23 protein-coding genes are annotated in these 25,374 nt (G+C 69.6%); 9 read left to right on the top strand and 14 right to left on the bottom strand.

The features are described 5' to 3' along the window. Nucleotides 1-56 precede the first annotated feature (56 nt). Complete coding sequence (locus ACZ5PB_RS33875; protein WP_468696562.1) at nt 57-1,685, bottom strand: phytoene desaturase family protein; 1,629 nt, start codon at nt 1,683-1,685, stop codon at nt 57-59. Then, nucleotides 1,678-2,169 carry an SRPBCC family protein gene (locus tag ACZ5PB_RS33880; RefSeq protein ID WP_468696564.1) on the bottom strand — a complete coding sequence of 164 codons (492 nt, stop codon included), beginning with the start codon at nt 2,167-2,169 and terminating at the stop codon, nt 1,678-1,680. The genes ACZ5PB_RS33875 and ACZ5PB_RS33880 overlap by 8 nt, the downstream gene beginning before the upstream one ends. A 272-nt stretch (nt 2,170-2,441) precedes the next feature. Between ACZ5PB_RS33880 and ACZ5PB_RS33885 the strand changes: the two genes are divergently transcribed. Beyond that, entirely contained in the window at nt 2,442-2,705 is a 264-nt protein-coding gene (locus ACZ5PB_RS33885; protein ID WP_468696566.1) for a hypothetical protein, read from the top strand. Between the two features lie 87 nt (nt 2,706-2,792). Here ACZ5PB_RS33885 and ACZ5PB_RS33890 read toward each other — a convergent pair whose 3' ends face one another. Together ACZ5PB_RS33890 and ACZ5PB_RS33895 are read right to left on the bottom strand one after the other, a co-directional pair. Further along, entirely contained in the window at nt 2,793-5,087 is a 2,295-nt protein-coding gene (locus ACZ5PB_RS33890; protein WP_468696567.1) for a catalase, read from the bottom strand. 171 nt (nt 5,088-5,258) lie between these two features. Then, the gene (locus ACZ5PB_RS33895) at nt 5,259-6,344 is read right to left on the bottom strand and encodes an NAD-dependent epimerase/dehydratase family protein (protein ID WP_468696568.1); all 1,086 of its coding nucleotides are present in this window, start codon (nt 6,342-6,344) and stop codon (nt 5,259-5,261) included. 283 nt (nt 6,345-6,627) lie between these two features. On the opposite strand from ACZ5PB_RS33895, the gene ACZ5PB_RS33900 reads away from it, so the two are divergent. After that, nucleotides 6,628-8,214, top strand: a complete 1,587-nt coding sequence (locus tag ACZ5PB_RS33900) for an FAD-dependent oxidoreductase (RefSeq protein ID WP_468696570.1) — start codon at nt 6,628-6,630, stop codon at nt 8,212-8,214. 555 nt (nt 8,215-8,769) lie between these two features. Further along, nucleotides 8,770-9,225 (top strand): VOC family protein, encoded by a 456-nt coding sequence (locus ACZ5PB_RS33905; RefSeq protein ID WP_468696572.1) that lies wholly within the window; start codon nt 8,770-8,772, stop codon nt 9,223-9,225. A gap of 237 nt (nt 9,226-9,462) precedes the next feature. Here ACZ5PB_RS33905 and ACZ5PB_RS33910 read toward each other — a convergent pair whose 3' ends face one another. The 6 genes from ACZ5PB_RS33910 to ACZ5PB_RS33935 form a co-directional block, all read right to left on the bottom strand. Next, nucleotides 9,463-9,963 (bottom strand): hypothetical protein, encoded by a 501-nt coding sequence (locus ACZ5PB_RS33910; RefSeq protein WP_468696573.1) that lies wholly within the window; start codon nt 9,961-9,963, stop codon nt 9,463-9,465. Further along, nucleotides 9,960-10,196 carry a VOC family protein gene (locus tag ACZ5PB_RS33915; RefSeq protein WP_468696575.1) on the bottom strand — a complete coding sequence of 79 codons (237 nt, stop codon included), beginning with the start codon at nt 10,194-10,196 and terminating at the stop codon, nt 9,960-9,962. The genes ACZ5PB_RS33910 and ACZ5PB_RS33915 overlap by 4 nt, the downstream gene beginning before the upstream one ends. A gap of 170 nt (nt 10,197-10,366) precedes the next feature. Further along, nucleotides 10,367-10,948 (bottom strand): hypothetical protein, encoded by a 582-nt coding sequence (locus ACZ5PB_RS33920; protein ID WP_468696576.1) that lies wholly within the window; start codon nt 10,946-10,948, stop codon nt 10,367-10,369. Next, nucleotides 10,945-11,586: a TetR family transcriptional regulator gene (locus ACZ5PB_RS33925; RefSeq protein ID WP_468696577.1), complete on the bottom strand. Its 642-nt coding sequence runs from the start codon at nt 11,584-11,586 to the stop codon at nt 10,945-10,947. The genes ACZ5PB_RS33920 and ACZ5PB_RS33925 overlap by 4 nt, the downstream gene beginning before the upstream one ends. Before the next feature lie 59 nt (nt 11,587-11,645). Further along, nucleotides 11,646-12,917 carry an amidohydrolase gene (locus ACZ5PB_RS33930; protein ID WP_468696579.1) on the bottom strand — a complete coding sequence of 424 codons (1,272 nt, stop codon included), beginning with the start codon at nt 12,915-12,917 and terminating at the stop codon, nt 11,646-11,648. 5 nt (nt 12,918-12,922) lie between these two features. Beyond that, the gene (locus ACZ5PB_RS33935; RefSeq protein WP_468696580.1) at nt 12,923-14,401 is read right to left on the bottom strand and encodes an aminotransferase class I/II-fold pyridoxal phosphate-dependent enzyme; all 1,479 of its coding nucleotides are present in this window, start codon (nt 14,399-14,401) and stop codon (nt 12,923-12,925) included. Nucleotides 14,402-15,239: 838 nt separating this feature from the next. On the opposite strand from ACZ5PB_RS33935, the gene ACZ5PB_RS33940 reads away from it, so the two are divergent. After that, entirely contained in the window at nt 15,240-16,337 is a 1,098-nt protein-coding gene (locus tag ACZ5PB_RS33940) for a carboxylate-amine ligase (RefSeq protein WP_468696650.1), read from the top strand. A 209-nt stretch (nt 16,338-16,546) separates the two neighbouring features. On the opposite strand, the gene ACZ5PB_RS33945 is transcribed toward ACZ5PB_RS33940, so the two are convergent. Then, the gene (locus ACZ5PB_RS33945) at nt 16,547-16,867 is read right to left on the bottom strand and encodes a GMC oxidoreductase (RefSeq protein WP_468696582.1); all 321 of its coding nucleotides are present in this window, start codon (nt 16,865-16,867) and stop codon (nt 16,547-16,549) included. On the opposite strand from ACZ5PB_RS33945, the gene ACZ5PB_RS33950 reads away from it, so the two are divergent. Further along, on the top strand, nt 16,858-17,514 hold the full coding sequence (locus tag ACZ5PB_RS33950; RefSeq protein ID WP_468696584.1) for a class I SAM-dependent methyltransferase: 657 nt from the start codon (nt 16,858-16,860) through the stop codon (nt 17,512-17,514). The genes ACZ5PB_RS33945 and ACZ5PB_RS33950 overlap by 10 nt on opposite strands. 269 nt (nt 17,515-17,783) lie before the next feature. Further along, the gene (locus ACZ5PB_RS33955) at nt 17,784-18,086 is read left to right on the top strand and encodes a hypothetical protein (RefSeq protein WP_468696651.1); all 303 of its coding nucleotides are present in this window, start codon (nt 17,784-17,786) and stop codon (nt 18,084-18,086) included. A 21-nt stretch (nt 18,087-18,107) separates the two neighbouring features. Here ACZ5PB_RS33955 and ACZ5PB_RS33960 read toward each other — a convergent pair whose 3' ends face one another. The 3 genes from ACZ5PB_RS33960 to ACZ5PB_RS33970 form a co-directional block, all read right to left on the bottom strand. Then, nucleotides 18,108-18,830: a DUF6193 family natural product biosynthesis protein gene (locus ACZ5PB_RS33960; protein ID WP_468696586.1), complete on the bottom strand. Its 723-nt coding sequence runs from the start codon at nt 18,828-18,830 to the stop codon at nt 18,108-18,110. Nucleotides 18,831-18,898: 68 nt separating this feature from the next. Further along, nucleotides 18,899-19,147: a hypothetical protein gene (locus tag ACZ5PB_RS33965; RefSeq protein ID WP_468696587.1), complete on the bottom strand. Its 249-nt coding sequence runs from the start codon at nt 19,145-19,147 to the stop codon at nt 18,899-18,901. Between the two features lie 369 nt (nt 19,148-19,516). Next, the gene (locus ACZ5PB_RS33970; RefSeq protein ID WP_468696589.1) at nt 19,517-20,062 is read right to left on the bottom strand and encodes a GNAT family N-acetyltransferase; all 546 of its coding nucleotides are present in this window, start codon (nt 20,060-20,062) and stop codon (nt 19,517-19,519) included. A 595-nt stretch (nt 20,063-20,657) separates the two neighbouring features. Here ACZ5PB_RS33970 and ACZ5PB_RS33975 point away from each other — a divergent pair. The 3 genes from ACZ5PB_RS33975 (at nt 20,658) to ACZ5PB_RS33985 (ending at nt 25,096) form a co-directional block, all read left to right on the top strand. Continuing rightward, nucleotides 20,658-21,398, top strand: coding sequence for a class I SAM-dependent methyltransferase (locus tag ACZ5PB_RS33975; protein WP_468696591.1), 741 nt, complete (start codon nt 20,658-20,660; stop codon nt 21,396-21,398). Nucleotides 21,399-21,711: 313 nt separating this feature from the next. Beyond that, on the top strand, nt 21,712-23,331 hold the full coding sequence (locus tag ACZ5PB_RS33980) for an ABC transporter transmembrane domain-containing protein (RefSeq protein WP_468696593.1): 1,620 nt from the start codon (nt 21,712-21,714) through the stop codon (nt 23,329-23,331). After that, a complete protein-coding gene (locus ACZ5PB_RS33985; protein WP_468696594.1) occupies nt 23,324-25,096 on the top strand; it encodes an ABC transporter ATP-binding protein in 1,773 nt (590 codons plus the stop codon). Before ACZ5PB_RS33980 ends, ACZ5PB_RS33985 begins: the two co-directional genes overlap by 8 nt. Nucleotides 25,097-25,374 lie beyond the last annotated feature (278 nt).

Below are 25,374 nucleotides of genomic sequence, written 5' to 3' on the forward strand. Positions count from 1 at the left end.
CCTGAGGTCTGGCTTTATGTCTGGTGGGTGCTTTTTTGGGGGCGGGCGGGCGTGGGTCAGTGCCGTCGTCGGGTCAGTGCCCGCTGGGCCGCCACGGTGGCGGTGTGCAGCGGACCTCGTGCCCGCAGTGCCGCGCGGGCCGCGTTCGAGCCGGGTGCGCCGTGCACGCCGCCGCCGGGGTGGGCGGAGGCCGACGCGAGGTAGAGGCCGCGCACCGGGGTCTCGGGGCGGCCGGTGCCCGGTACGGGGCGGAAGAAGAGCTGCTGGTGGAGGGCAGCGGTGCCGCCGTTGATGGCTCCGCCGTGCAGGTTGGCGTCGGCGGCCTGGAGAGTGGGCGGCGCCAGGACGCGGCGGGCGCGGATGCGGGAGCGGAAGCCGGGCGCGTACTGCTCGACCTGCTCCTCCATCCGGTCGGCCATCGCCTCCTGCTCGCCCTTGTCCCAGCGCCCCGTGAGACCCGCGTACGCGGCGTCGCCCCGTACCTCGTGCGGTACGTGGGTGTAGGCCCAGGCCGACTCGGTGCCCGCGGGGGAGCGGGAGGCGTCGGCGGTGGTCATCTGGCCGAACAGCAGGAACGGCCGGTCCGGGATGTGCCGGGTGGCCAACTGGGCCGCGAACCGGGTGAGTTCGTCGATTCCGTCGACGAGGTGCACGGTGCCTGCCCCGGCCGCTCCGGGCGCGCTCCACGGGACGGGGCTGCCCAGCGCCCAGTCCACCTTGACCGTCGCGAAGTCCCACGCGAAGCGCCGCAGGTCCTCGTGGACGCGCGGGGGCAGGGCGTCGGCGTCCACCAGGTCGCCGTAGAGATGCGGGGCCGACACGTCGGCGAGTACGGCGTGCCGCGCGCGGACCGCGTCACCGTCGGCGGTACGGACCCCGAGCGCGCGCCCCTCCCGTACCACCACCTCGGTGACGGGACGCCCGCAGTGCACGCTTCCGCCGAGCGCGCGCAGCCGGGCGACCAGGGCGTCGGTCAGCGCACCCGCACCACCCACCGGAACCGGGAAGCCGTACGTCTGACCCAGCATGGACATCAGCCAGCCGAAGCCGCCGCTGCCCGCCGCCTCCGGGGCGAGGTCGGCGTGCAGGGCGTTGCCCGCGAGCAGCAGCCCGCCGCCTTCGCCCCTGAACCTCTCCTCGCCCAGCCTCCTGACCGGGAGCAGGAGTTCCCGGGCGAAGCGCAGGCCGCCCGCGGCGCGTACCCGCGCGGCGAGACCGATGCCCGCGCGCACCGGCGGGAAGGGGGTGAAGAGCGCCTTCAGGATGTGCTCGCCCACCCGGTCCCAGCCCTCGCACAGGTCCAGCCACGCCTGCCCGTCGCCCGGTGCGAAACGTTCGAGGCTCGCGGCCGTCACCGTACGGTCGCGGTCGAGCACCGCACAGCTGCCGTCGGTCAACGGGTGCGCGAGGACGTGCGGGGCGTGGCTCCAGCGCAGCCCGTACCGGTCGAGGCCGAGGGCGGCGACGACGGGGGAGGCGGCGGCCAGCGGGTAGAACGCGCTGAACACGTCACTGACGTACTCCGGATGGACCGCGCGGTCGCTCTTGACCGCGCCGCCGGGGTCGTCCTGCGCCTCCAGTACGGTGACCCGCCAGCCAGCGTCGGCCAGGAGGTTCGCGGCGACCAGCCCGTTGGGTCCGCTGCCGATCACCACGGCATCGGCCGCCTCCGCCGCGTCAGGCATGGGCGGACCGCCCGTTCCCGTCCGGCGTTTTCGGCGGCGCTGCCGTCTTCGGCGTCGACCGCTCCACCACCCGGGCCAGCCGGGCCAGCAGGCTGCGGTGCCGCAGCTGCAGCAGTGCGTCCAGCACGCTGTTGTGCAGCGCGCCGCCCACCCCTCGCAGTGGATGCTCGTCCAGGATCACCAGGGTGTTCTCGCCCCACGGCCTGATGTCGAAGGCGATCCGTGCGGTACCCAGCGGGCCGCTGTGCGCCTCCAGCTCCAGGGCGTGCGGCGGCTCGTGGCGGCGCACCGTGGTGTGCCCCTCGAACTCCTTGGGGCCCAGCCGGACGGTGTAGCGCAGGGTGGCTCCCTCCTTCGGCCAGCCTCCGCCGTCCGGGTACGTGGAGGCGGTGCCCACCACCCACTCGTGGTAGCGCGACTCGTCACTGAGCACCGCCCACAAAGCGTCGGGGGAGCGGCGGATGAGCTGGTGTCGGACGGCCACGAATCCTCCTGGGGTACCGGTCGGCCGTCTGGTCGGCCGTTCCGTCTGTCGGCACCGGCCGGGTGCCCTCCGCCATCCGGTTTACACGGAATTCTCCGCTTCCGCAGAGGGAAGTGGCCGGGGGTGTGGCGGATGCCGGACCGGGTACACGTGGCTGCCGGCCCGGCCAAGGTGTGGGCTGGTCGAGGGAGTCTCTCTGCCGTGGGCCGACCAAGGCACACAGGGCCGCAGAGGGGCTCAGCCGACGTAAGACGCAGGAGAGGAGCGCGAGTATGCCGACCCCAGCCATGCCGTCGGAACCCACCGAGGCCGACGGTGCCTCGGACGCCGCGTCCGGCCAGGAGCAGACCGTCGGCACGGTTGCGGAATCCTGGCCCGCCTCGGATCTGGCGCAGTTCCAGGCGGTGCGCGGGCGCATCGAAGAAGAGCAGGACCGGACGGGCCTGCCGTCAGAGGGAGCCGAACCGGGTCAGGAAGGGGACGGCCTCCTCGAAGCGGATGTCGAGTTGCGCCCCGCACGAGAGGACACCGCATGAGTGCGACGCACCCATGGATGACCCCGGCCGCACCACTCGCAGGACGGGCCCCGGCTTTCCAGGACCCGCCCCGTGTCACAGGTCCCGTCACAGACCCGTCGGGAACCGCTCCCACACCCGGTGCGCGGCCAGCAGCCCGGTGACCTCCTCCAGTACCGCCGGTCCCGAGTCGCCCAGCACCACACCCGGTGCCAGTTCCGACACCCCGGACGCCTCCAGCACCGGTGCCGCCCCCGCCCAGCCGCCGATCGCCTTGCCGTGCCGGTACGCCTCCGACACCAGCAGCAGTACGCGCGGATCGGTCGGGCCGCCCGCCCGTTCGTCGGCCTTCGCGTCCCGTGCGCCGTACGCGTCCGCACCTGGCAGGGGCGTACCCGCCAGCAGGACCGCGTCGAACTCGATCGAGCGCGCGGTCGTGAACGTCCGCTGCACGGTGACCGGTTCGCCCTCGCCGTCGTCCAGCTTGCCGCCGGCCGGTGCGATCACCAGCGGCACCATGCCCGCTGCCTCGACCGCGTCCCGTACCGCCCGTACGCCTGCGAGGTCGCCGTCGCCGCCCGCCACGATGCCGATGATCCGGCCCTGCGTCGGCCACTTCTTGCCGAGCTGCGAGAGCGCCGGGCTCGGCGTCACGTCCGCGAGCGGTACGGTCGGCTCCGGGGCGGGCAGCCCGAGACCGATCGCGACCTGCCCGCACAGCTCCGGGTCGATGTTGGCGAGTACCTTCAACGCCCTTTCCTTGATGGCCTGTTCGTAGCACTTGTTCAGCTCGAAGGTGTACGCGGCGATGATGTGCTCGCGCTCCGTCGGCGTCATGCTCAGCCAGAACAGCCGCGGCTGCGTGAAGTGGTCGTCGAACGAAGAGGGAGCCTGCCGCACCTTGCGCCCGGCCTCGACCGCCTGCGGCACCTCGATGTACGCCGAGACGTCCTCACCCGCGAGGAACGGGCAGCCGCCGTCGAGGGAGTTGGGTTTGTAGGGGGCGGCGCCGCTGTGGACGGCGGTCTGGTGCATGCCGTCGCGGAGCATGTCGTTGACGGGTGCGTGCGGCCGGTTGATGGGCAGCTGGCCGAAGTTGGGGCCGCCGAGGCGGGAGATCTGGGTGTCCAGGTAGGAGAAGAGCCGCCCGGCCAGCAGCGGGTCGTCGGTGACGTCGATGCCGGGGACGAGGTGGCCGGGGTGGAAGGCGACCTGCTCGGTCTCGGCGAAGTAGTTCGTGGGGTTGGCGTTCAGGGTGAGCAGCCCGATCGGCTGCACCGGGGACAGTTCCTCGGGGACGATGTTCGTCGGGTCGAGGAGGTCGATGCCCTCGAAGACCTGCTCGGAATTGTCCGGGAAGACCTGCACGCCCAGCTCCCACTGCGGGAACGCGCCCGCCTCGATGGCGTCCGCGAGGTCGCGGCGGTGGAAGTCCGGGTCCATGCCGGCGGTGATCTGGGCCTCCTCCCACACCTGGGAGTGCACGCCCAGCTTCGGCTTCCAGTGGAATTTGGCCAGGGTCGTGGCACCTTCGGCGTTGACCAGGCGGAAGGTGTGGACGCCGAAGCCCTCCATCATCCGGTACGAGCGCGGGATGCCCCGGTCGGACATGTTCCACAGCGTGTGGTGGGTGGCCTCGGTGTGCAGGGTGACGAAGTCCCAGAACGTGTCGTGCGCGCTCTGCGCCTGCGGGATCTCCCGGTCAGGGTGCGGTTTGCCCGCGTGGATGACGTCCGGGAACTTGATCGCGTCCTGGATGAAGAACACCGGGATGTTGTTGCCGACCAGGTCGAACGTCCCCTCGCCGGTGTAGAACTTCGTCGCGAAGCCCCGGGTGTCGCGCACCGTGTCGGCGGAGCCGCGCGAGCCGAGGACGGTGGAGAACCGTACGAAGACCTCCGTCTCCGTGCCCTCCGTCAGGAACGCCGCCTTCGTGATCGCGGCGGCCGTCCCGTACCCCCGGAAGACGCCGTGCGCGGCGGCGCCGCGCGCGTGCACCACGCGCTCGGGGATGCGCTCGTGGTCGAAGTGGGTGATCTTCTCGCGGAGGTGGTGGTCCTGGAGCAGGGTCGGACCCCGCTCACCCGCCTTCAGCGAGTGGTCCGTGTCGTACAGGCGGGCACCTTGGGCGGTGGTCAGGTACGCGTCCCGCTGGGCCACCACGTCCTGGTCGATTCCGGTGGCCTCGCCGGTGGGGCTCACCGTGGCGGGCCCGCGCTGGTCGGCCTTGGGCGGCAGCGGGGGGCGTACCCCGGTCGGCTCGTCGACCTGTGGCGGCTCGGGCGCGGGGCGGCCGGGAATGCGGGGTCCTTCGCCCCCGTCGCCGCTCAGGGCCGATATGACCTTGCTGGCGGCTTCCTTCACCGGGTGCGACTGGGGGGTGCTGGCGCTGGACTTGTCCACGGGGTGCCTCCGGGGTGCAGGGGATGCCGTCGTCGTTGGGCGCCGGCCGTTGTCGGGGCCTGGGTACCCCTGATATGCGGGATGAACCTGTTGATTCAGGTTGATTTCGCACCGGCCCGGAGGGGGACGCGGTGGCACGCCTCCGCGCCTCGGGGACGCGTGCTCCACGCCTCACGGACGCGTGCCCATCCCCGTCGCCGCCTCACCCGCCCGCCCACCGGGAACCCGCGCGGCCAGCGGCGGAGTGTCACCGCCGCTGCCGTCCCGCAGCCCGCCCAGGAACTCCCGCAGCACCTGAACCGACGTGCGTTCCGGCCGCCAGTCCAGCTCCTTCTCCGCCCGCGCGCAGTCCATCAACGGCATCCGCAGCACCGCGTCGAAGAGGTGCGGCGACGCGGGCAGCAGCCGCGCGCCCCACCCCGCCGCCAGCGCCCCGCGCGCCACCGCCCGGGGCATCCGTACCGCCCGCGCCCCGAACATCTCCGCCAGAACCTCCGCGTCCACCGGGGGACCGGCGGCCAGGTTGAACGCGCCCCGCACCTCGCCGAGAACCGCCGCCCGGTACGCCCGTGCCGCGTCGTCCGTGTGCAGCGCCTGCACCCGCAGCCCCGGTACGTGCGGTACGACGGGCAGCGCCGTGGGGCGCACCAGCCGGTTCGGCAGCAACGGCCCGGCGAACAGCCGCCGCTGCTCGCTCGCCGACTCGCGCTTGAAGAGGAACGCGGGCCTCATCCGTACCACCCGCTGCTCCGGATACCGGAGCTCGTGCACGTCCAGCACCCGTTCCAGGTACGCCTTCTCCCGGCAGTACGCGGCGTCCGGCCAGCCGTGCGTGGGCCAGGACTCGTCCACCGTCCGGTCCTTGGGGCCGGGGGAGTACGCCCCCACCGACGAGGCGTGCACCAGCGCGGGCACCCGGGCCCGCGCCGCCGCCTCGAAGACCCGCATGCTGCCCAGGACGTTGGTGCGCCAGGTGACCTCCGGCCGGTGTGTCGGCTGGAACAGCCACGCCAGATGCACGACCGCGTCCGCGTCCCGGAACAGGACGGCCAGCTCGTCCACCGATCCCTGACGGCTGCCGGGGCCGCCCGCCGCTCCGAGGTCGGACTCCACCCAGGTCGTCTTGACCGGAGTCTCCTCCGGAACCCGGCGGGCCAGCCCCCGTACCGAACCCACCGCAGGGTCCTCGGCCAGCGCCCGCACCACGCTCGTCCCGACGTTCCCCGTCGCACCCGTCACCACGATGTGCCTGCCCATGGCCGGCCCTCCTGCCCCATCCCTCGTACGACACCGCTTGCCGCACGCGTGTGCCCTCGGCCGCAGCGGCCCGGCCCCGGTCCGGGTATCCGAACTCCACGTCCGTACACCTGTCCGTACACACGTCCGTACGCATGCCCGTGGAATTACGGCGCCGCTGCCCGTGGTGCGACACCACCCACCGGCGGTGAAGCTGAGATGACCCGCCGAACGGGGGCACACGTGTAGGCGTGCGCGGCCCGGGTACTCCGCAGCCCCACGAACGACTCGCAAGGAGCAGCCGATGCGCAGCAGTGCCACCCACCGCTCCGGCTCGTACTGGATGGAGTACGACGACGGCGCACCCCACCCGCCCCCCGCGGACCGGATCACCGTCGACACCGCCGTGATCGGCGCGGGCATCGCCGGGATCTGTACGGCCTGGGAGCTCGCCCGCGCAGGGCGGACGGTCGCCCTCCTGGAGGCCGGCCGGATCGCGTCCGGCGTCACCGGCCACACCACGGCCAAGCTGTCCGCCCTGCACGGCCTCGCCTACCAGCGGGTGCGCGAGACCCGTGGCGCGGACGCCGCTGCCCTGTACGCGCGCTCGCAGCGCGACGCCGTGGACCATGTGGCGGCGGTGTGCGAGGAGTTGGGGATCGACTGCGACTTCGAACGCCTTGCCGCGTACACCTACAGCGAGTCCGGGGAACACGCGCGCGCCGTGGTCGCGGAGGCCGAGGCCGCGCGGGAGGCGGGACTGCTCGCGACGTACGTCACGGAGACCGGGCTGCCGTTCCCCGTGGCGGGCGCGGTGCGGGTGGAGGACCAGGCGCAGTTCCACCCCCGCAAGTACCTGCTGGCCCTGGTCGCGGACATGGAGCGGCGGGGCGCGCTGGTCTTCGAGGGCGCCCGGGTGACCGGACTGCACGAAGGGGACCCGTGTCGGCTCACGGTCGCGGGCGGGCCCGTGGTGCGGGCCCGCGACGTGGTGGTGGCCACGCACTACCCCGTCTTCGACCGCTCCCTGCTCTTCCCCCGGCTGAAGCCGCACCGCGAGCTGGTGGTGGCGGGACCGATCCCGGCCGAACAGGACCCGCGGGGCATCTACCTGACGCCGGAGGGCACGACCCGTTCCGTACGTACGGCACCCTTCGGAGACGGCGCGGAGCGGCGGCTGCTGATCGTCACCGGCGAGAAGTTCACCCCCGGCGACGGCGGGGTCGAGGAGCGGTACGCGCGGCTGGAGCGGTGGACCACCGACCGGTTCCCCGGCGTGACCCTCACGCACCGCTGGGCGGCCCAGGACAACGAACCGTCCGACGGGGTGCCCTTCGTGGGCAGGCTGCGCCCCGGCGCCCGGCACACCTGGGTGGCTGCCGGATTCAACGGCTGGGGAATGAGCAGCGGAGTGATGGCGGGCCGGCTGCTGGCCGCGCGGATCGCCCGTGTCGCCCGTGAGACGGGCCCGGACAGCGAGCCGGCCGAAGGCGCGCCCGAGGCCTCGTCGTGGGCGGACCTCTACGATCCGGTGCGGCTGAGCCCCCGGCACGAGACGCCCGCCGTGCTGAGCACCTCCGGGACCGTCGCGGGGCACTTCGTAGGCGACCGGCTGCCCCACCGCACCGGCTCCGTGGCTGACATCCCCGAGGGCGGCGGTGCGGTGGTGCGCGACGGGACGCGGCACGTCGCGGTGCACCGCGACGACTCCGGCACGCTGCACCGCGTGGCGGCCCGGTGCACCCACATGGGCTGCCTGGTGCGGTTCAACGACGCCGAGCGCACGTGGGAATGCCCGTGCCACGGGTCCAGGTTCGGGGTGGACGGCGAGGTCCTCCAGGGGCCCGCCACAGCTCCGTTGCCCCGGGAACAACCCGGCCCGCACTCATGACCTGCGACACCGTCGCGCTCCCCGACGGCCCCGACCGAGAACGGGTACGCGGTGAACGAGGAGCAGGTGCGCGAGGCGGTCCTGCCCACCTACGACGTCCAGCCCGCCCTCGAAGCGCACCCGGGCAAACCCGTCGTCAGCGCGAACCAGGCCACCACCTGGGCACTGCCCGGCGCCGTGGGCCGCCGGGCGGCGGGGCGGGGACACCGGTTCTGCTGGACCTCTCCGGTGGCCGCAACGAGCGCTGACCATTGCCTTCGACGGGCAGAGCGTTGTGCTCCATCTGCCGATCCGCCGCCTCATCTGCGGCACGTACGCCTGCCCGCGTCGTACGTTCCCCGATCCGTCCGCTCAGTCGACCGCACCGTACGCGTGCTGCACCACGTGGCTGGGCCGCGTCCGGGAACGTATCGGTCTCTCACTCGCCGGAAGGGCTGGTGCCAGGCTGGCTGCCCAACTGGGTTTCCACGTGGGACGGCTGACCCTGCTGCGTAGGGTCAGCCCGGCAGGCCATGTCCGATGTATCGCTGGGGTGGAGTACTCGATCATGAGTAGATGACTGCCTTCTATCACGTGTGCTTTGTGGTCCAGGACATCGAGCAAGCGATGCAGGACTTTCGACGTTCGGCCGGGGTCGAGTGGAGCGCCCCGCTGGAGGACCGGCTCGGCGAATGGGACTACCGCATCGTCTTCAGTACGGGCGGGCCGCCGTTCATCGAGCTCATCGAGGGGCCCGCGGGCAGCCCCTGGGACGCGTCGGGGGGAGCCAGGTTCGATCACATCGGCTTCTGGTCCAGCGACGTCGTACGAGGCTCCCGACGCCTGGTGCAGGAGGGCATGCCCACGGACTTCTCCGGTTGCCCCTATGGCCGTCCGTTCGCCTATCACCGTATGGACAGCATCGGGGCACGCATCGAACTCGTCGATGTCAGTCGACAGAGCGGGTTCCTCAGTAAATGGCACCCGGGTGGGGGCCCGATGCCCGCCGTAGACGAAAGCAGCGGAGACTGAGTCCGCTCCGCGCAGCCCGGCCTAGGCCTCGACCAACGCCTGGGGGCGAGGCATTCGGCTTCACGACCCTTTCGGGACGTCTTCCACGCGTGTCTGATCCGGCGCGGTGACTCACTGTCCGAGCTCACGGACGCGACGCTCCGCGAGGACGGCTCGGTGACCTCACCGCTCGACCTGACGCCGCAGGCCCAAGTGGAACCACGCGGCTCCGACGTCCCGTGACAACGAGCCGAACCTCTACGCCCCCTCTCTGACCTCCCGGAAGACCAGCGCTGCACCGAGGGCCGCTCCCGCCGGAACGAAGAGCTCCCCTCGGCCCGTCTCGCGTGCGGGAAGTCCGTTCTCTGCCAGCAGCGCACGCGTCCGAGCGATGTCGGGGACGGAGACTGTGCACGCGACAAGCGCAGGCAGCGCGGGCGGTTCTTCACCCGGCAACAGGTCCGGCAGGTCGGCCTTGGCCAGGAGGGTGACCGGCCCCTCCGTGGAGATCGGCCGGCCCAGATAGCGCTCGTACCGCTCGCGAACCAGGGGGAGTTGTCCGTTAGGAACGCACAGCACCACCTCGACGAGGTCCTGGGCGCCGTTGGGATGGTCGAGGTGACGGGTGTGCTGGAATTCGGGGTCCAAGTCGGCGACGCCGCCGCCCCGGCCTTCCGGCGCACCGTCGATCTCCAGGTAGCGGACGAGCTCCGTGCGCACGCCGTTGCGGGTCTCGACCGGTCGGCCGACGGTGTTCACCCCGCCGTGTTCCCGGGCTGCACCGGTGTCACCAACTCGATGAAGCTCCGGGAGAGGTCGGCGTGCGTGTTCGCTGCCCCGAAGGGCTCGGGCACGGCGCCCTCACGGGGCGCCAGCGCCGGCACGCTGGGCGGCGGGAGGCGAAACCCGAGCCGTCGGTAAAGCGCCATGGCCTGTGTCATGTCGCTGACCACGTGACCGACGTGATGCAAGCGTGCGATGTCGTGAGGCATGACGCTCACCGTAGGCCCACACACCGGAAGCCCGGGAGCGGACCAGGGCAGGCGGGGCGATCCCCCGAATGGGACAGCGGGACGGGCAGTTTGCCACCTGTGACGCCGAAGGGTCCGTTGGAGGAAGCCCCGGGGTGTGTTCGTCAGCTGGCTGCTCCCTCGGCCCGCAGTCAGCTCTGGGCCAGGCGGTCGGAAGCGGTTTCCGCCTCGGGAAGCAGATGAGCCAGCAGCAGCTTGATCAGCAAAACGGGGGCGACCCAGGCAAGTTCACGGGGAACGGATACCAGCGTCAGCACACCGGCGGTGGCCAGTACCGTCACGGCGAAGGCTACTGGTCGCCTCAGCAACGGTGAGGCGACCAGCACGGCAGCCGCCCCGGTGACTGCCAATCCGTAGCTCACCGCCGCCGCCGTCCAGCCGTACCCCGGCACGACCAGGGCGAGCAGAAACGGCTGGACGTGGACGGCCACGAACGCGAAGTGGTGACCGTTGGTACGCCCAGGCCGGTGGAACCATCGCTTGGCGGCCCCGGTGGCGTTGACCACCGCACCGCCGAACAGGTCGAACGCCACTGCGGCAACGACGAGTTGAGCGGCCATCGGCATCTCCGACCCTCGGACGAGGGCGAAGGCGAAGGCCGCGCCGAGCACTGCGCTCGCGTAGCAGACGAGCCTCTCGCCCGGTGTGGCCTGTGGCGCCACGAGCCGCGCATCGACCCACCGAACGGCTGCCGAGGTTCCCCCCACGCTCATGACTCCACCCTGGACCGCAGACCTTCGACGCAGACCTCGATGATCGGCTCCGCCAGCTCCGCGATCGGCACCGCCGGATCCACGATCCACTGCAACACGCACCCCTCGATCGCGCCGACGACGACGGCCGCATGGGCGTCACCGATCCCTGCGCGGAGGGTCCCTTCACTCTCGGCCCTCGCCAGCAGTTCGGCGATCACGGCTCTGTACTCGCGGTACTCGGCGGACATGTCCACCGTTGGACCGGTCTCCTGACTGCCTGCGGCCCACAGGTCAATGAGGATGCGGGCGACTTCAGGTTCCTCGGCCAGCATCGCCACCACCGACCGCACCAGTACGGCGAGTTGCTCCAGCCCGCCGCCGGAGCCGCTCCGCGCCTGCTGGAGCACGGCCCGGGACCGGGCCCCGTACTCCTCGAAGACGGCGGCCAGCAGTGCGTCGCGGCTGTCGAAGTACAGGTACACACTCCCCTTGGCCACCCCCGCCTCCCGGGCCACGTCGTCGACCCGCGCCGCGGCGTACCCCTGCCGCGCGAACACCCGCACTGCCGCGTTCAGGATCATCTTCCGGCGCGCAGCGGACTCGACCTTCCTGGCACACATCAGCAACCCCTCCACAATGACTGACTGGTCAGTCATTGTGGAGGGGTGAAGCGCCACGGTCAACTACGGTCATTCGGGGCCGACGTCCCGTCAGGTCACTGGCCGGCGGCCGCTTTCTCCCGGTGGCGTGCCCATGCCTGCTCGCGCAGTTCCGGTGCGCCGAGCAAGTCGGCGGCTGTGCACGTCAGGGCCCGCGCGGCGGCGAGCATCACCCGCCGACCCCGGGCGCCGGCCGCCGCAGTGGCGAACTCCGGGGTGTGATCCGACTCTTCGGAGCCCAGGATGGCCACGAAGGGGTGGATTGCCGGAACGATCGCGCTGACGTCACCGATGTCGGACGACCCCAGATACACGCCAGGCGCGGGTTCTTCGAGGGTGATGCCGTCCGCTCGCAGGTGGTGGGCGAACCGGCCGGAGAGCACGTCGTTGTCGCGGAAGTGCCGGTATCCCGCGCCGGTGGGGGACGTTTCCACCCGCGTGCCGGTGGCAGCCGCGATACCTTCCGCGCACCGTGCCACCTCCGCCAGCAGGTCGTCGAGAGCGCTCGAAGTGGCGGCGCGCAGCCCGAACAGCCCTTCCGCGCGCTCCGGGACGATGTTGGTGGCCCGGCCGCCGTCGGTGATGATGCCCTGGATGTGCGCTCCCGGTGCCAGACGGCGCTGCATTACGTTGATCGCGCCGAACATCTGGATCAGGGCGGCCAGGGCGTCCACCCCCTCGGTCGGGTTGCCGGTGGGATGCGCGGCGCGTCCGTGGAAGACCGCGCGCACCTGCACCTGTGCCGTCAGGGGCGCCCAGGTCCAGTCGTTGACACCGGGATGGAACATCAAAGCGGCGTCGACCTCGTCGAACACGCCCTCCGCCACCTCGGTCACCTTTCCGCCTCCTCCTTCCTCGGCGGGAGTCCCCACCGCCATGACGGTGCCGGGAAACCCCGGAGAAGGCGCCGCGCCCAGCGCGCTGTGCAATGCCAAAGCCGCACCCAACCCGGCCGCGGCGATCAGGTTGTGGCCGCAGGCGTGCCCAAGGCCAGGGAGCGCGTCGTACTCCAGCAGCAGCGCGACCCTTGGCCGGCCGCCGTCACCGGCCTCGGCCACGAAGGCAGAGGGAAGGCCCGCCGCTCCGCGCTGTACGGCAAAACCGGCCTGCTCCAGTTCCCCCGAGAGCAGGGCCGCCGCCGCGTGCTCCTCGAAGGCGAGTTCCGGCTCACGGTGCAGAGCGAGTGCCACATCCCACAGACGCGGGGCACGAGCCGCGACCTCCCGGCTGATGTGCTCGTGCAGGGCAGTGAGAACAGGCGAATCCGGACGGCCTTCCGCGCCGTGGGAGAGGGCCGCGGCGTCGGCGGGCTCCCGGGATATGGACATCGCCTTCACCCCTTCACGGCATCGGCTGTGACCACCCGCACGCTCTTCACCTTGTTGTCCACCGCGTCCGGTACCACCATGCCCGCCTCGGCACCGCTGCGCAGATACTCCAGAATCTCCAGGTTCAGCCGCTCGCCCGGCACCGCCGCCGGGATGCCGGGCGGATACGGGGTGAGCATCTCCGCACTCACGCGGCCCACCGCCTCCCGCCACGGAACCTGCTCAACGGGCCCGAAATAGGCGTCGCGCGGCAACATGACCTGTTCCAGCCGCAGTTCGGCCGGATCGGGAACATGTACCTCCGGCGCGGGCCGCATGTCGTCCGCGTGGCGCACCAGGTCCTCGAAGGCGACGAGCAGACGCTGCGCCGACTGCTCGTCGTCGGCATGGGTGAACTGCGCGCTGATCCGGCGGTGGTCGCTCAGATGCAGGTTGATCCGATGGTGGTCACGCAGCCAGTCGGCCGCGCTGTACCCGCTGATGCGCAGCGCGGAGACGTCCACGATGATCTGGAGCGGATCCATGTCGGCGGCGCGCCCGGGTCCGCAGAAATCAGCGCGACCGTGCACACGCATACCGTCGAGCGCGTCGATCCGCCCGCGTACCTCCCCGGCCAGCGCCAGGGCGTCGTCGAAAAGGGCGCGCCCATGCTCGACCATTTGCCGACGCCAGCCGTCCAGGGCGGCGTACATGAGGCTGGAGGGGCTCGTCGTGCCCAGCAGGTCCTCGCGCGAGCTGAGTACGTGCGGGTCGACCAGATCGCCCTGCAGATGGAACACGGAACCCTGTTCCAGCCCCGAGCCCATCTTGTGCACCGAGGTCACACAGATGTCGACCCCGGCGTCCATGCCCCACGCAGGCAGCTTCGGATGGAACGGCAGGTGCGCACCCCATGCCTCGTCGGCGATCAGTGGTTTTCCGTGTTCGTGGCAGACGGCGGCGATCTCCGCGAGATCGGAGCAAGTGCCGTACGGGGTGGGGCTGGTGACCAGCGCCCCTTTGGCGTCGGGGTGTGCCAGCAGGGCGGCGCGGAAGGAGTCGCTGGAAGGCGGGTGCGCGAGATGCAGGTCGGGGTCCCACTGCGGCTCGACCCAGACGGGACGTACACCGGAGAGGATGAGGCCCGAGACCACCGACTTGTGCGCGTCCCGCCCCACGAGCAGGGTCTCGTGGGGGCCCGCGACCGACAGCATGGCGGCCTTGACGGAGAGCGAGCTTCCGCAGGTGGAGAAAAAGGTGTGCTCCGCGTCCACGGCGTCCGCCATCAGCGCCTGGGCTTCGGCGAGGACGCCGTGGGAGGACATCCGGTCGTCGAGTCCGCTGATCGCGAGCACGTCGGAGCGGAACACCGCGTCGCCGAGCACCGCACGCACCCGGGGGTCGGCGCCCCGCCCCTGCTTGTGCCCCGGTGGAGTGAATGGCGTCTGCTGTTCGGCGTGGTAGGCCTCAAGCGCGTCCAGCACGGGTGCCTTCGAGTGGTCCATAGGGGGCCGGTGCCCCGCACAGCGGTACGAAAACGAAAGTACGAGGCTCTTCGCCCGTACGGCGGCGGCACTGGCCTTGCGTTCCTCTCGCTCACCCGGGTGTACGCGCCCGCCCCGCTGTCCGCCCCCACGGGATGTGCGGGCGCCCCCGTACGACGACCGACCGACCGCCTTGCCGTGCCGTGCCGGCAGGACTCCGACAGCAGGAGCAGGAGCAGGAGCAGGAGCAGGACGCGCGGGCCAGTGGTGCGCGCCCACTGCTCGTTCGCCTGCGCGTGCCGGGGCCGCACACGTCCACCCCCGGTCGAGGGGCCCCGGCGAGCAGCACGGCGTCGGACTCGATCGAGCGCGCCGTGGTGACCGTCCTCTCGGCCACTTCCTGCCGAGCTGCGGGCTCGGCCGTACTTCCGCATGGGGCACGGCCACACCGGGTGCGACTTGCTTGGGTGGCGGGGGTTGGACCTGTCCAAGGAGGAAGACGCCGACGCCGCGACGAGGTCAGGCTCCCTGCGGCTCGCCTTCAGGGAACGGTCCTGCCTCTTCGAGCTGCGGGGCCTTCGCGACCACATTCCGCCACATTCCGCTCACCTCACCTCGTCGCCTGCTGAAGGTGCGAGCTGCGCTGTTCCACCGCAGGATGGCAACTATCAGTGCAGGCGGGGCGCAGAAAGGTCGCCGGTACGTCAGCAGGCATGCCTGGCCCGCGTCCACCCGCACGGGCCCCGCGCGCCGGGACCGGCCTGTCCCCGGCGCGTCACCCGGACGAGCGCGGCGACCGCGGCCGCCACCCAGGTCAGCGAGCGGTGGGACTCGGCAGGGCACTGAGCAGAGGGCGATGATGACGACGATCGGTGTGGAAGAAGAGTATTTGCTGATTGACACCGGCACGGGTCTCCCGGTGGCGCGAGCGGAAAAGGTGCGTCGAGCGCTGGGCGAGGAGAGTCTCACGGCCGATAACGAGGTTCAGCCCGAGCTGCTGCAGGCTCAGATCGAGGTGGCGACCCCGGTGTGCGGCACCCTGAAAGAGCTCGGCGGGCATCTGCTGCGTCTGCGGCATGCCGTGGGGGAGGCCGCGGAGGCGCACGGGTGCCGATTCGTGGCCTGCGCTACACCCCCGCTGCGCGACGGGCATCCGGTGGCCGTCACCGACAGTGCCCGCTACCAGGGCTTGCGCGCCCAGGCGCCGCAGCTCGTCGCGGAGCAGTTGATCAATGGCATGCATGTGCACGTCGCCGTGCCCAGCCGCGAAGCGGGCGTGCAGGTGCTGAATCGCATCCGGGTCTGGCTGCCGATCCTGACGGCCATGTCGGCGAACTCTCCACTGTGGGAAGGTCACGACACCGGGTTCGCCAGCTGGCGCACCGTGGTCTTCGGCCGCTGGCCGGTCACCGGCGTACCTCCGTACTTTCTCGGCGCAGCCGACTACGACCGGCGTGTGCGGCGCTTGCTGGAGAGCGAGGTGATCCTGGACTGTGGTGAGCTCTACTGGCAGGCCCGTCTGTCGGAGAGTTACCCCACCGTGGAAGTGCGGTGTATGGACGTCCAGCTGCGGGCGGATGACGCGGTCATGCTGGCCGGCATCACCCGCGCTCTCGTGGAGACCGCCCTGGCCGAAGCGGCTGCCGGCGTTCCCGCACCGGACTGCGCCACGGAAATGCTCCAGGGCAGCATGTGGCACGCAGCGCGTCACGGCCTGAGCAGCAGCTTGATCGCTCCGGACGGAGGGCGGCGCAGCCCCAGCGACGATGTGCTGAATCAGCTCTTGCGGCACGTGGCTCCCGCGCTCGATGCCTCCGGCGACGTACGACAGGTGACCGGCCTGGTCCAGCGCCTCCTGCGCGAGGGCACCGGGGCAGACCGGCAACGGGCCGCCTTCGGGGTCGGCGGTCCGGAAGCAGCCATCGAGCTCATCGCCAAGGAGAGCACCTTGCCATGAAGCGCTGCACGGAAACGCCGAACCCTGGCGCCGGAGCTGCGCGGAACGGGTGTAACGGGGTGATCGGCCCGGAGCGGCCACCGAAGGCGTTGAACGTGTCCGCGCGGTGGCGGTGTGAACGGCCCCACGAGGACAAGTGCCGTCGCCGCAGGCCCACTTCACACCGGACTCACCGAGGTCCGCACTTTGCGGAGCGGGAGTTCGTGCGCTCAGGGCCGCCTGCCCGCCCATTTGCCGACCCCTTCCGCGGAAGCAGGCTGGGGGATGAACTGACAAGGCGTAGCGGGAGCGCAGCTCCGAGGTGAAGCAACTGGGCACCAGCCTAGGGACTGTCCTGTCTGGCGGATCAGCTCAGGCACAGGCCTATCCAGGGCACTGTGCACCGAGGCGTCGGCGACCCTCAGCCCATCGATGCCGTGAACCCGCAGGCCGGGCCGGTGACAGAGAGCAGATCGGTCCCCATCCAGCAGGCAGGTGCCCACCGGATGGCAGTACGAGACGATCGTGATGGAGTGACGGTATGACGTCACTGCCGCACCGCGTCCTCCGAGCTTTCGACCAGTTCAATGCCGCCCACCCCTGGGACCACAACGCCCACTACCACCCCTGGATCCTGCGGCAGCTCCCCCGACGCTTCGATAGTGCCCTGGACGTCGGATCCGGCAGTGGCGACCTGGCCAGGCTCTTGGCCACGCGCGCAAGCACGGTGCACGGCATCGACTCCGACCCGAAGATCATCGCCCGGGCACGGGACCTGACCCCTTCGGCAACCCCCGTCACCTTCACCACCGCAGACGCGCTGACCGGGATCCCCGCCGATTCCTACGATGTCATCACGTGCGTCGCCTCGATCCACCATCTGCCGTTCACCGAAGCTCTCACCGTCTTCCGCCAGCACCTGGCGCCCGGAGGAACCCTCGTGATTCTTGGGCTGTCGCGCCCGACGACCCCGGGCGACCACCTGCTCGGAGCCGCAGCCATCCCCCTCAACGCTGCCACCGGTTGGCTCAAGAACAGGGGCCGCACGGCACCTCGTCCGGTTTCGATGACGGCCATGACCCGACCGGCGGCCATGAGCTTCCCCGACATCGCCAGCGAGGCCCGTTCGGTCCTGCCCGGCGCACGACTGCGGCGTCGGCTGTTCTGGCGCTACACGCTCGTATGGCATCACCGTTGAGCGTTTCCGTGAAAGCCAGGTGGTGTGAGAACACCAACCGTCAGTGTTCTCAAACCACCTGAGACCTCTGCGGCGAGGAGTTGGGCTTCCGGGTCGTTCTACGGCGTGGGCCCGTCTCTCCAGCGACGGCCCCGCGTCGGGTTCACGATGTCATCAACTAATGGGAAGAATTGAGAGCCGACGCTGAGGAGTCGGGGTGGCATGGAGCCGGGCGGGATCGCAGTCGTAGCAACAGCCAGCACTGTCATCATTCACTGGTGACGACATGGATGCGCTGCTACTGGAACGAGGAAGACACCTGGTTCTACTTCGAGGTCGACGCCGAAGGCTGGGTGATCCGGCAGGTCGAACTCGAAGGCCCTGAGCTGACTCCGATCGCCGCTGCCTCCCTCGCCGAGTGGCAGCGGGCCCACGACGCAGGCCGCCTCGACGAGTACGACAGCAGGTTCGGGGCCACCGCTGAACTGCCCGTCTCCGCGTGGGAAGGCCACGATCCGGAGCAGCTGACTTCCGACGAGTTCGAGCAGGCCTGGGGCTCCGCCCGTCAGCAGATTGCAGCCCGGCCGTCATGACGTCGGACGGTGAAACGGGCACTACGAAGGATGTTGATCGTTGGCAGTGCCGGCGACTGCTGGCCCGCAGTTCGCCGGAAGTCCGCCCACCACCAAGGCAATCGCGTCCTCAGCAGTATCCGCCTCACCGATCACTGTTCCCCGCAAGGGACCGCAGACCCGGTACCGTCCATCGCTCAGCGGATCGACGAACGGTGCGTCCCAGGAGTACGGAACCCCGGTGCAGGTCGTGAAATGAAGCGACCAGTGGCTGGTGAACGGAAACAGCTGCCGCAACTGCGGTTCGGCATGCGCTAGCTCGGCAATCTTCAGCGTTCGACGGGCGAGTTTGAGACGGACCGACTCCTGGCGCAGGTCTTCAAGAAGTAAGCGCCACCTCGCTGCGACCGCCTCAGCCGGGCCCCTTTCGTGGGCCTCGGCCAGCTCGGTGACCTCGACGAAGGGGGCGGCGTCGTGGATCTCCCTGAGCCTCAGGCCGTTCCGCCATGCCTCCAGAGCCCGTGCCATCTCACCCAAGTTCCCAGTCGCACCCGAAATCAACCGCACCCCCATGGACCAGCCGTTGAAGATGAACCACCGCTGTGTAGACCCCAGGTTGATCCAGCACGTCTCACGGTCAGCCACCGTGCTCTCGACGCCCGCCGACCAGAGTGGGTCCGAGTCATCCACGAGAAGCTCGCCCAGGGAGAGGCCAAGCTCAGCAGCCACGGCCTCCAGGGCTCCAGCGAAGCTGCCGGCAGACATCAGGTCTGGATACAGGGCAGAGTTGGCCGGGAGCGGCTCACGTCGGCCAGGGGGTATCGGGTTCGCGGTCACCGGCGCAGTCTGCTCCTCGCGCTGGGGATTCCGCCATGCCCGCGAGGTTGATCAGAGCCAGCCCACTGGGTGCTGTCGCTGAAGGAGACCTCCTTACGGCGTTCCCAGTCGGTGCCGTTCAGGGCGAAGTTGCTGTCCTCCATGGAGGCGGCGGGGATCTTGCCCCGGCCGGTGTTGGTGACCTGAAAGGTCCGGTAGCGGGGGACCGTGCCCTGGAGTTCTTCGTCCACGCGTGAACCCTGCATGCCCTCCTCCGAACCCCCTACAAGGCTCTTGACTATGACCCTGGTAGGGCGTCGCCGTGGAGCCTGAGACAGCAGGCGCCACCGAAGTTGAAGTTGCCCCGTGCGGAGTCTTCTCGGCCGGCGGAGCGCGAGGTTGCCGTCGCCCGGGCCCGCTCCCGGGCCGGATCTCCGCAGGTGGTGCCCCGTTTCTGGCCGAGGAGTCGGGCCAGGAGGTGCTGGCGATACCGCGCCGGCTGGTCGGCCGGGGGACGCTCTTCGCGTGGACGGTGACCGGCCAGAGCATGAACTCCCATGCCAAGTCGTAGTGTGCACGCGCCTGCGCAGCCGAGGGCTTCGGGGGCTGCCCCGGAGGGGCACCTCGCTGAATCGCTACAGGAGCGGTGTCTCCGTATCGCTTGCCAGTCTTGCGTGGAGTTCGACGTCATAACGCACGCCGTCGTACTGGAGCTTCTGCCGTTGGAGCCCTTCGACCGCGAAGCCGGCAGCAGCGGCGACCCGGCAGGACGCAGGGTTGTTGACCCGGTGCCCCAGCTCAAGTCGGAACAGCTCAGCATCATCGAACGCCCACCTCGTCAGAGCACGGCACGCCTGTGAAGCGACACCCTTCCCGCGGGCTGCGGCCGTCGTCCAGTACGAGACCCACGCGGTGTCATGGCGCCGATCGACGGCGCTCACAGCAACGTTTCCGAGGACTACGCCCTGGCCGTCAACCACGGCAAAGCCGAAGGCCGAGCCCTTGTCCCAGCGCTCTGCCCATCCCGAAATCCACTGTTCCGCGGCGTCCTCCGAGTCGATGGCCTCTTCGGATTGCCCACGCATCAAAGGATCGGCGAACGCACTCATCACCGGGCGGGCATCCAGCCCTGCCCATCGACGCAGCAGCAGGCCGGTTGAAGTCTGTATGTGATCACGCACGGCCGGAGTCTCGCCGATCACTGAGAACCTGTCACACCGATTCTTCCAGAGGTCCTGTTCGAGGCCGAAAGACACGGCTGGGAAGGCCGATCCAGGACGCGGTGAGCTTGGCTGATCGGGCCGGGGTCTGCCGTAGCGCCAGTGGTGCGGTGACGCCGCCCAGATTGTCCCGGCCGGTCGTGCCGTGGGCCCGGTGCGGACGAGGGAGACTCCGTGCGTTACCACCGTGCGCTCGCGGCGCACCAAGCCGTCGCGATGTGGGAGCTCTCGCGCCGGGCGTTCCTTGAGTTCGAGCTCGCGGACGATTGTGTGGTGGGGGACCAGGGCCTGTGTGAGGAGATCTGCTCCTCGCTCGGGGCGCCGGTCGTGATCGCGATCACGGCTTCCCAGCCCTCTTGGTACGGGTGTGCTGGTTGGGACCCCAGCCCCGGACGACCCGCTTCACCTCGTGGTCGGCGAGGTGGGGGAAGGAGGGCGGTGAAGGGAGCTCCATCGCTGCCTCGACCTTCGTGGGCAGCGAGTTCGCGGGAGGGCCTTCACCGGGGTGTGCGTTAATCAGTTGATGGGGGGCGAGAGTTGGCGGACACTCTCGCCGATGTACTCCGATGCTGATGTCGCCGCGCTGTACGACTTGCTGAACCCATGGAATCCGGATCGCCGATCCGACGACCGGTTCTACTTCCCGCTGGTCATGGACGCGGAGTCGGTACTCGACGTTGGTTGTGGCACGGGCGCCATGCTGAAGCTTGCCCGTGAGCGTGGTCACCGCGGTCGGCTTGTCGGCTTGGACCCCGACAGCGCCGCGCTCGATCGGGCACGGTCGCGTGTGGACGTGGAGTGGATCGAGGGCATCGCAGCGGACGCCAAGAGAGGTGCGGGCTTCGAACTCGCCACGATGACCGGCCACGCGTTCCAGAACCTGCTGACCGATGACGAGTTGCGGGCCTCACTCAGTGCCATCCACGGGGCGCTGAAGCGCGGCGGTCGTTTCGCCTTCGAGACGCGGCACCCCCAGGCAAGGGCCTGGGAGGAGTGGACGCCTTCGAACCCGGACGACGTGGTCGACCTCATCGACGACGCCGGCCGCTCCCTCCGCTACTGGCACGACGTCGATTCCGTCGTCGGCAACATCGTCACGATCCGCGGAACGGTGGCGAAACCGGACGGCACGGTGCTTCGCGTCCTGAGTGAGAGCTTGCGATTCCTCGACGTCGCGGCCCTCCAGGAGCTTCTGGCCGAGACAGGCTTCGAGATCGACGCCCAGTACGGCGACTGGGATCGCGGTCCGATGACCGATGACAGCCGGGAAATCATCACCATTGCCCGCCGCAGGTAGCTCCTGTCTCGGCGGCTCTGTCTATAGCCAAGTCTGAATTGGTTGAGATGACGCACGGACCACGGGGTTTTCTCGTCGCGGGGGAGCGGGAGCGCGGGATGCCGAAGTCAGTGGTCTGAGAGCTGTGCGAAAACACTCTGGATAGTCACGTCGTACTGCAGGCTGTGGTGCAAGAAGAAGTAGAGGGGCGACGATTGAATGTCGTTTATGGCAACAGTTTCGCATTCAGAACCACTTGGTTCGATTTGAGAGACGTCGCTTCCGGTCCGTCGATCGCCAAGTTGCGTGAAATATATGACATGGAAGCGGTGAAATGGAAATGAGTGAGGATGCCTCTCAGGATTCGTTTGGCTCCCTCGTCCGTGAGCTCACTCGCAACGAGCGCAGGCCCCTGGCCTGCTTTGCGACGCTGGCACTCGCGGGCGCGGCCGCAGAAGCGGCCGTTCCGCTCTTCGTAGGAGCATCGCTCAGCGCTGCACTGGAGCCGGGGCCAGGGCGGCTGGTCGCAACTGTGCTTGGACTGGCCGCGGTTCTCGGCTTCGGAATCGTCGCCAACGTCACCCGGAATGTCATTGCTTCCCGGATCAAGGTGCGCAACGCGGCACGGCTACGTACATCGATCAGCGAGAAGGCGGCGCGAGCACCTCGCGAAGTGGCCGCTTCCTCACACCAGGCGCAGGTCGCCACGGTGGTCTCCTACGACGTCGAACGGGTGACCAACTTCCCCATCGCCCAGATCAAGCTCGTTGCCTCCATCATCGGCATGGCGGTGGTCGCCGCATACCTGCTGTGGATATCACCATGGGTGACCCTCCTCATCCTCTTGGGCGTGCCTACTTTCATGTGGCTCACCACGAAGATCGCGGAGCCTCTGGAGGAACGGCAGGAGAGGCACCGGGAACTGCTGGGCAAAGTGGCCGAGTTGAGTTCCGACATCGCCCTCGGGCTGCGCATCCTGCGCGGTATCGGCGCCCAGAGTGTCATGCGCAAGCGATTCGAGAAGGCATCCCAGGACACCGAGCAGGCGGGAGTCAGGGTCGCGCAGACCGAGGCGCTCCTGTTCGTCTCGGGAAATCTGCTGCCCGGCATTCTCCTCACGGGTGTCGTGGCGCTCGGCGGCCACCTCGCGACAACCGGCGCCATCGCGGCCACCGACCTGGTCACCTTCTATGCGGCTTCGGCCTACCTGGTTCTGCCGGTCTCCACCGCCGCTAGCTACAACGGCCTGCGCAGCAGCGCGCGTGTCGCGGCGAAGAACATCGTGGAGATCATCGACATTCCGGAGAACAACTGGCCCGGCCGGCTCAGCCCCGTTCCGGCAGGCGCGGACCTCGTGGACAGCACGACCGGGTTGAACGTGCCGCCCGGCAAATTCACCGTGCTGGTACCCACTTCAGGCACCGGCACGTCAGAGGAAATGGGCCGCCGGCTCGCCGGGATGACACCCGACTCCGCCGCAACGGTTCTCCTCGGCGGACGCCCCCTGCACGATTACGACCTTTCCGCTCTACGGGACTCTCTGCGGTACCACGGTCCGCGCACCACGATGCTTTCCGGCAGCGCCCGCCAGGTGCTGGACCCCTCCGACCGTCACAGCGAGGAGGATCTCCGCGCCGCTCTGTGGGCAGCCGGAGCCACCGATGTCATCGACAGGCTGCCGGAAGGGCTGGAAACGCACATCGACGCCGACGGACGCAGCGTGTCGGGCGGACAACGACAGCGGCTGACACTGGCGCGCTCGCTGCTCGGCGAGCCCGCCGTGCTCGTGCTCATCGAGCCGACAACTGCCCTTGACGCGGTGACCGAGGTCGAGGTCGCGCGGCGTGTCGCCCACTTCCGCCAAGGACGCACCACCTTGGTGGTCTCCCACAGTGGCGCGTTCCGTGCCGTGGCCGACCAGGTGCTCCGTACCCCTGAGGATTCCTGTGTCTGAACCCACCCGCACCCTGCCAGTAGCCGAAGCGCACCGCGTAAAACGCAGTGTCCGCAAACTCCTCTCCCGGTTCAGGGGACGGCTGACCGCGATCGTCCTCGTCCATGCGGGGGCGACGGTCTGCGGACTCGTGCCGCCATTGGTGCTCGGCGAGATCATCGACAAGGTCTCCGCAGGCCAAGAGCTCTCCCTCTTCCACTCGGCCTCCCTGATCGCTGCGGCACTGCTCGTCGGAGCGGTACTTGAGTTCACCGCCGCGAAGTGGTCGTTCATTCTGGGCGAGCGCGTCTTTTCCGTCCTCCGGATGCAGTTCCTGACCGGTCTGCTCGCCATGCCGCTGCGCCGTGTGGAGAGGGCTGACGCCGGTGAGGTCCTGTCGCGTTCCACCTCCGACATGGACGCGCTGCAGGAAGTGACGCGGACAGGTCTCCCGGAGACGATCGTCGGCTCGGTGACGACCGCGATGACCCTCGGCTTCGCCTTCGTCATCAACCCGCTGCTCGCGCTGGGGTGTCTGGTCGGGTTCCCTCCGATGATCCTCGCGACCCGCTGGTACATCCGTCGGGCGGAGAAGGCCTACGGCGATGACCTCGAAGCGCGCGCTGCCGTGTCCAGCCAGGTCACCGAATCCGTACGAGGCCACGAAGTCGTCGAAACGCTGCAGCTGGAGACGGTTCGGAAGGAGTCCGCTGCACGCGCCGTCGCGCGCGCGGTCGAGACGGCGGGCGAGCCGATCCGCCTCGAACAGCGCGCCTTCCCCGTGATCCAGGTCGGATACCACCTTCCCCTGCTCGTTGTGGTGGGCTGGGGAGCGTGGCTGGTGCGGGCGGGAAGCGCCGAGGTGGGGCAGGTCGCGGCCGTGGCGCTCTACATGCGGGCCATCCTGTCCCCACTGGACGACCTCATCTACTGGTTCGGCGAAGCCCAGCCGGCCAGGGCCGCGCTCGCCCGCATTCTCGGAGTCGCGGGGGAAACGGCAACTCCCGAGCATGCCGTGCCGCAGGAGCACGCGCCACTGGAGCACCACGAGGCGCTGAGCGTTCAGCAGCTTTCCTTCGGCTACGTCGACGGCACGAGCGTGCTGAACAAGATCGACCTGACGGTGCACACGGGTGAACGGGTCTGTGTGGTGGGCGCGTCCGGGGCGGGCAAGACCACCTTGGCCCTTCTGCTGGCCGGCATCCTCACCCCCCTGTCCGGCAGTATCCGTGTAGCTGACAGCGGCGGCGCTGCCGAAACCCGCCTCGATGTGGTCCTGATGACACAGGAGGACCACGTCTTCGGCGGCACGATTGCCGACAACCTGACACTGGTCCGGGAGGATGCCTCCGAAGCTGCCATCTGGGCCGCGTTGGAAGCGGTCGGCGCCGAAGGCTGGGTGAAGTCCATGGAGGACTCCCTGCAGACCCAACTGGGAGCCGATGCCGAAACCCTGACCCCTGCTCAGGCACGCCAGCTATCCCTGGCCCGGCTGGTTCTGATGCGGCCGAAGGTCCTCATTCTGGACGAGGCCACCGCAGGTCTGTCGGAAGAGGAGTCGAAGCAGTTCGCGACGCTGCTTCCCACGGTATTGCAGGACACCACGGTCATCCAGATTGCCCACGACCTGTGGGCGGCTCAGAACAGCGACCGAGTCATCGTCATGGAAGAAGGCAGCATCGTCGAGCGGGGAAGCCACACCGAACTGATCGACTCGGACGGTGTGTACACCCGCCTGTGGAATTCCTGGCGCTCGGCGTCTCTCTCCCCGGAACAGCTCCGATGACCGTGTCGAGCGGGCGAAGCGCTGACCTGGTCCTGACGATCGCGCCGGGTGCGGTCCGGCAGGACACAACGGGCGGTGGCACCGACCTTTTCTGGCCGGAGCACGGCTGCGGAGTGGCCCTCAGAGCCACCCCCGCCGTGTCCCCATCTGTGTAGCAGCTCGCCCGTAGTCGCTGCCCCTGGGGCGGTACTTGGGCTGCTTCATGGAACTTGCCCTGGCCGCGCGGGCCCGGCCCCGCCCGCCCGGCCGGGGCGGCTCCCGGACCTGTCCATACGGGA

This window comes from Streptomyces sp. NPDC032721, from assembly GCF_055579625.1.

Coding starts and splice junctions, on each gene's coding strand:
- ACZ5PB_RS33875 (WP_468696562.1), bottom strand. CDS start 1,685: ATGCCTGACGCGGCGGAGGCGGCCGATGCCGTGGTGATCGGCAGCGGA.
- ACZ5PB_RS33885 (WP_468696566.1), top strand. CDS start 2,442: ATGCCGACCCCAGCCATGCCGTCGGAACCCACCGAGGCCGACGGTGCC.
- ACZ5PB_RS33895 (WP_468696568.1), bottom strand. CDS start 6,344: ATGGGCAGGCACATCGTGGTGACGGGTGCGACGGGGAACGTCGGGACG.
- ACZ5PB_RS33900 (WP_468696570.1), top strand. CDS start 6,628: ATGCGCAGCAGTGCCACCCACCGCTCCGGCTCGTACTGGATGGAGTAC.
- ACZ5PB_RS33905 (WP_468696572.1), top strand. CDS start 8,770: ATGACTGCCTTCTATCACGTGTGCTTTGTGGTCCAGGACATCGAGCAA.
- ACZ5PB_RS33915 (WP_468696575.1), bottom strand. CDS start 10,196: ATGCCTCACGACATCGCACGCTTGCATCACGTCGGTCACGTGGTCAGC.
- ACZ5PB_RS33920 (WP_468696576.1), bottom strand. CDS start 10,948: ATGAGCGTGGGGGGAACCTCGGCAGCCGTTCGGTGGGTCGATGCGCGG.
- ACZ5PB_RS33925 (WP_468696577.1), bottom strand. CDS start 11,586: ATGACTGACCAGTCAGTCATTGTGGAGGGGTTGCTGATGTGTGCCAGG.
- ACZ5PB_RS33930 (WP_468696579.1), bottom strand. CDS start 12,917: ATGTCCATATCCCGGGAGCCCGCCGACGCCGCGGCCCTCTCCCACGGC.
- ACZ5PB_RS33935 (WP_468696580.1), bottom strand. CDS start 14,401: ATGGACCACTCGAAGGCACCCGTGCTGGACGCGCTTGAGGCCTACCAC.
- ACZ5PB_RS33940 (WP_468696650.1), top strand. CDS start 15,240: ATGACGACGATCGGTGTGGAAGAAGAGTATTTGCTGATTGACACCGGC.
- ACZ5PB_RS33950 (WP_468696584.1), top strand. CDS start 16,858: ATGACGTCACTGCCGCACCGCGTCCTCCGAGCTTTCGACCAGTTCAAT.
- ACZ5PB_RS33955 (WP_468696651.1), top strand. CDS start 17,784: ATGCGCTGCTACTGGAACGAGGAAGACACCTGGTTCTACTTCGAGGTC.
- ACZ5PB_RS33960 (WP_468696586.1), bottom strand. CDS start 18,830: ATGTCTGCCGGCAGCTTCGCTGGAGCCCTGGAGGCCGTGGCTGCTGAG.
- ACZ5PB_RS33965 (WP_468696587.1), bottom strand. CDS start 19,147: ATGCAGGGTTCACGCGTGGACGAAGAACTCCAGGGCACGGTCCCCCGC.
- ACZ5PB_RS33975 (WP_468696591.1), top strand. CDS start 20,658: ATGTACTCCGATGCTGATGTCGCCGCGCTGTACGACTTGCTGAACCCA.
- ACZ5PB_RS33980 (WP_468696593.1), top strand. CDS start 21,712: ATGGAAATGAGTGAGGATGCCTCTCAGGATTCGTTTGGCTCCCTCGTC.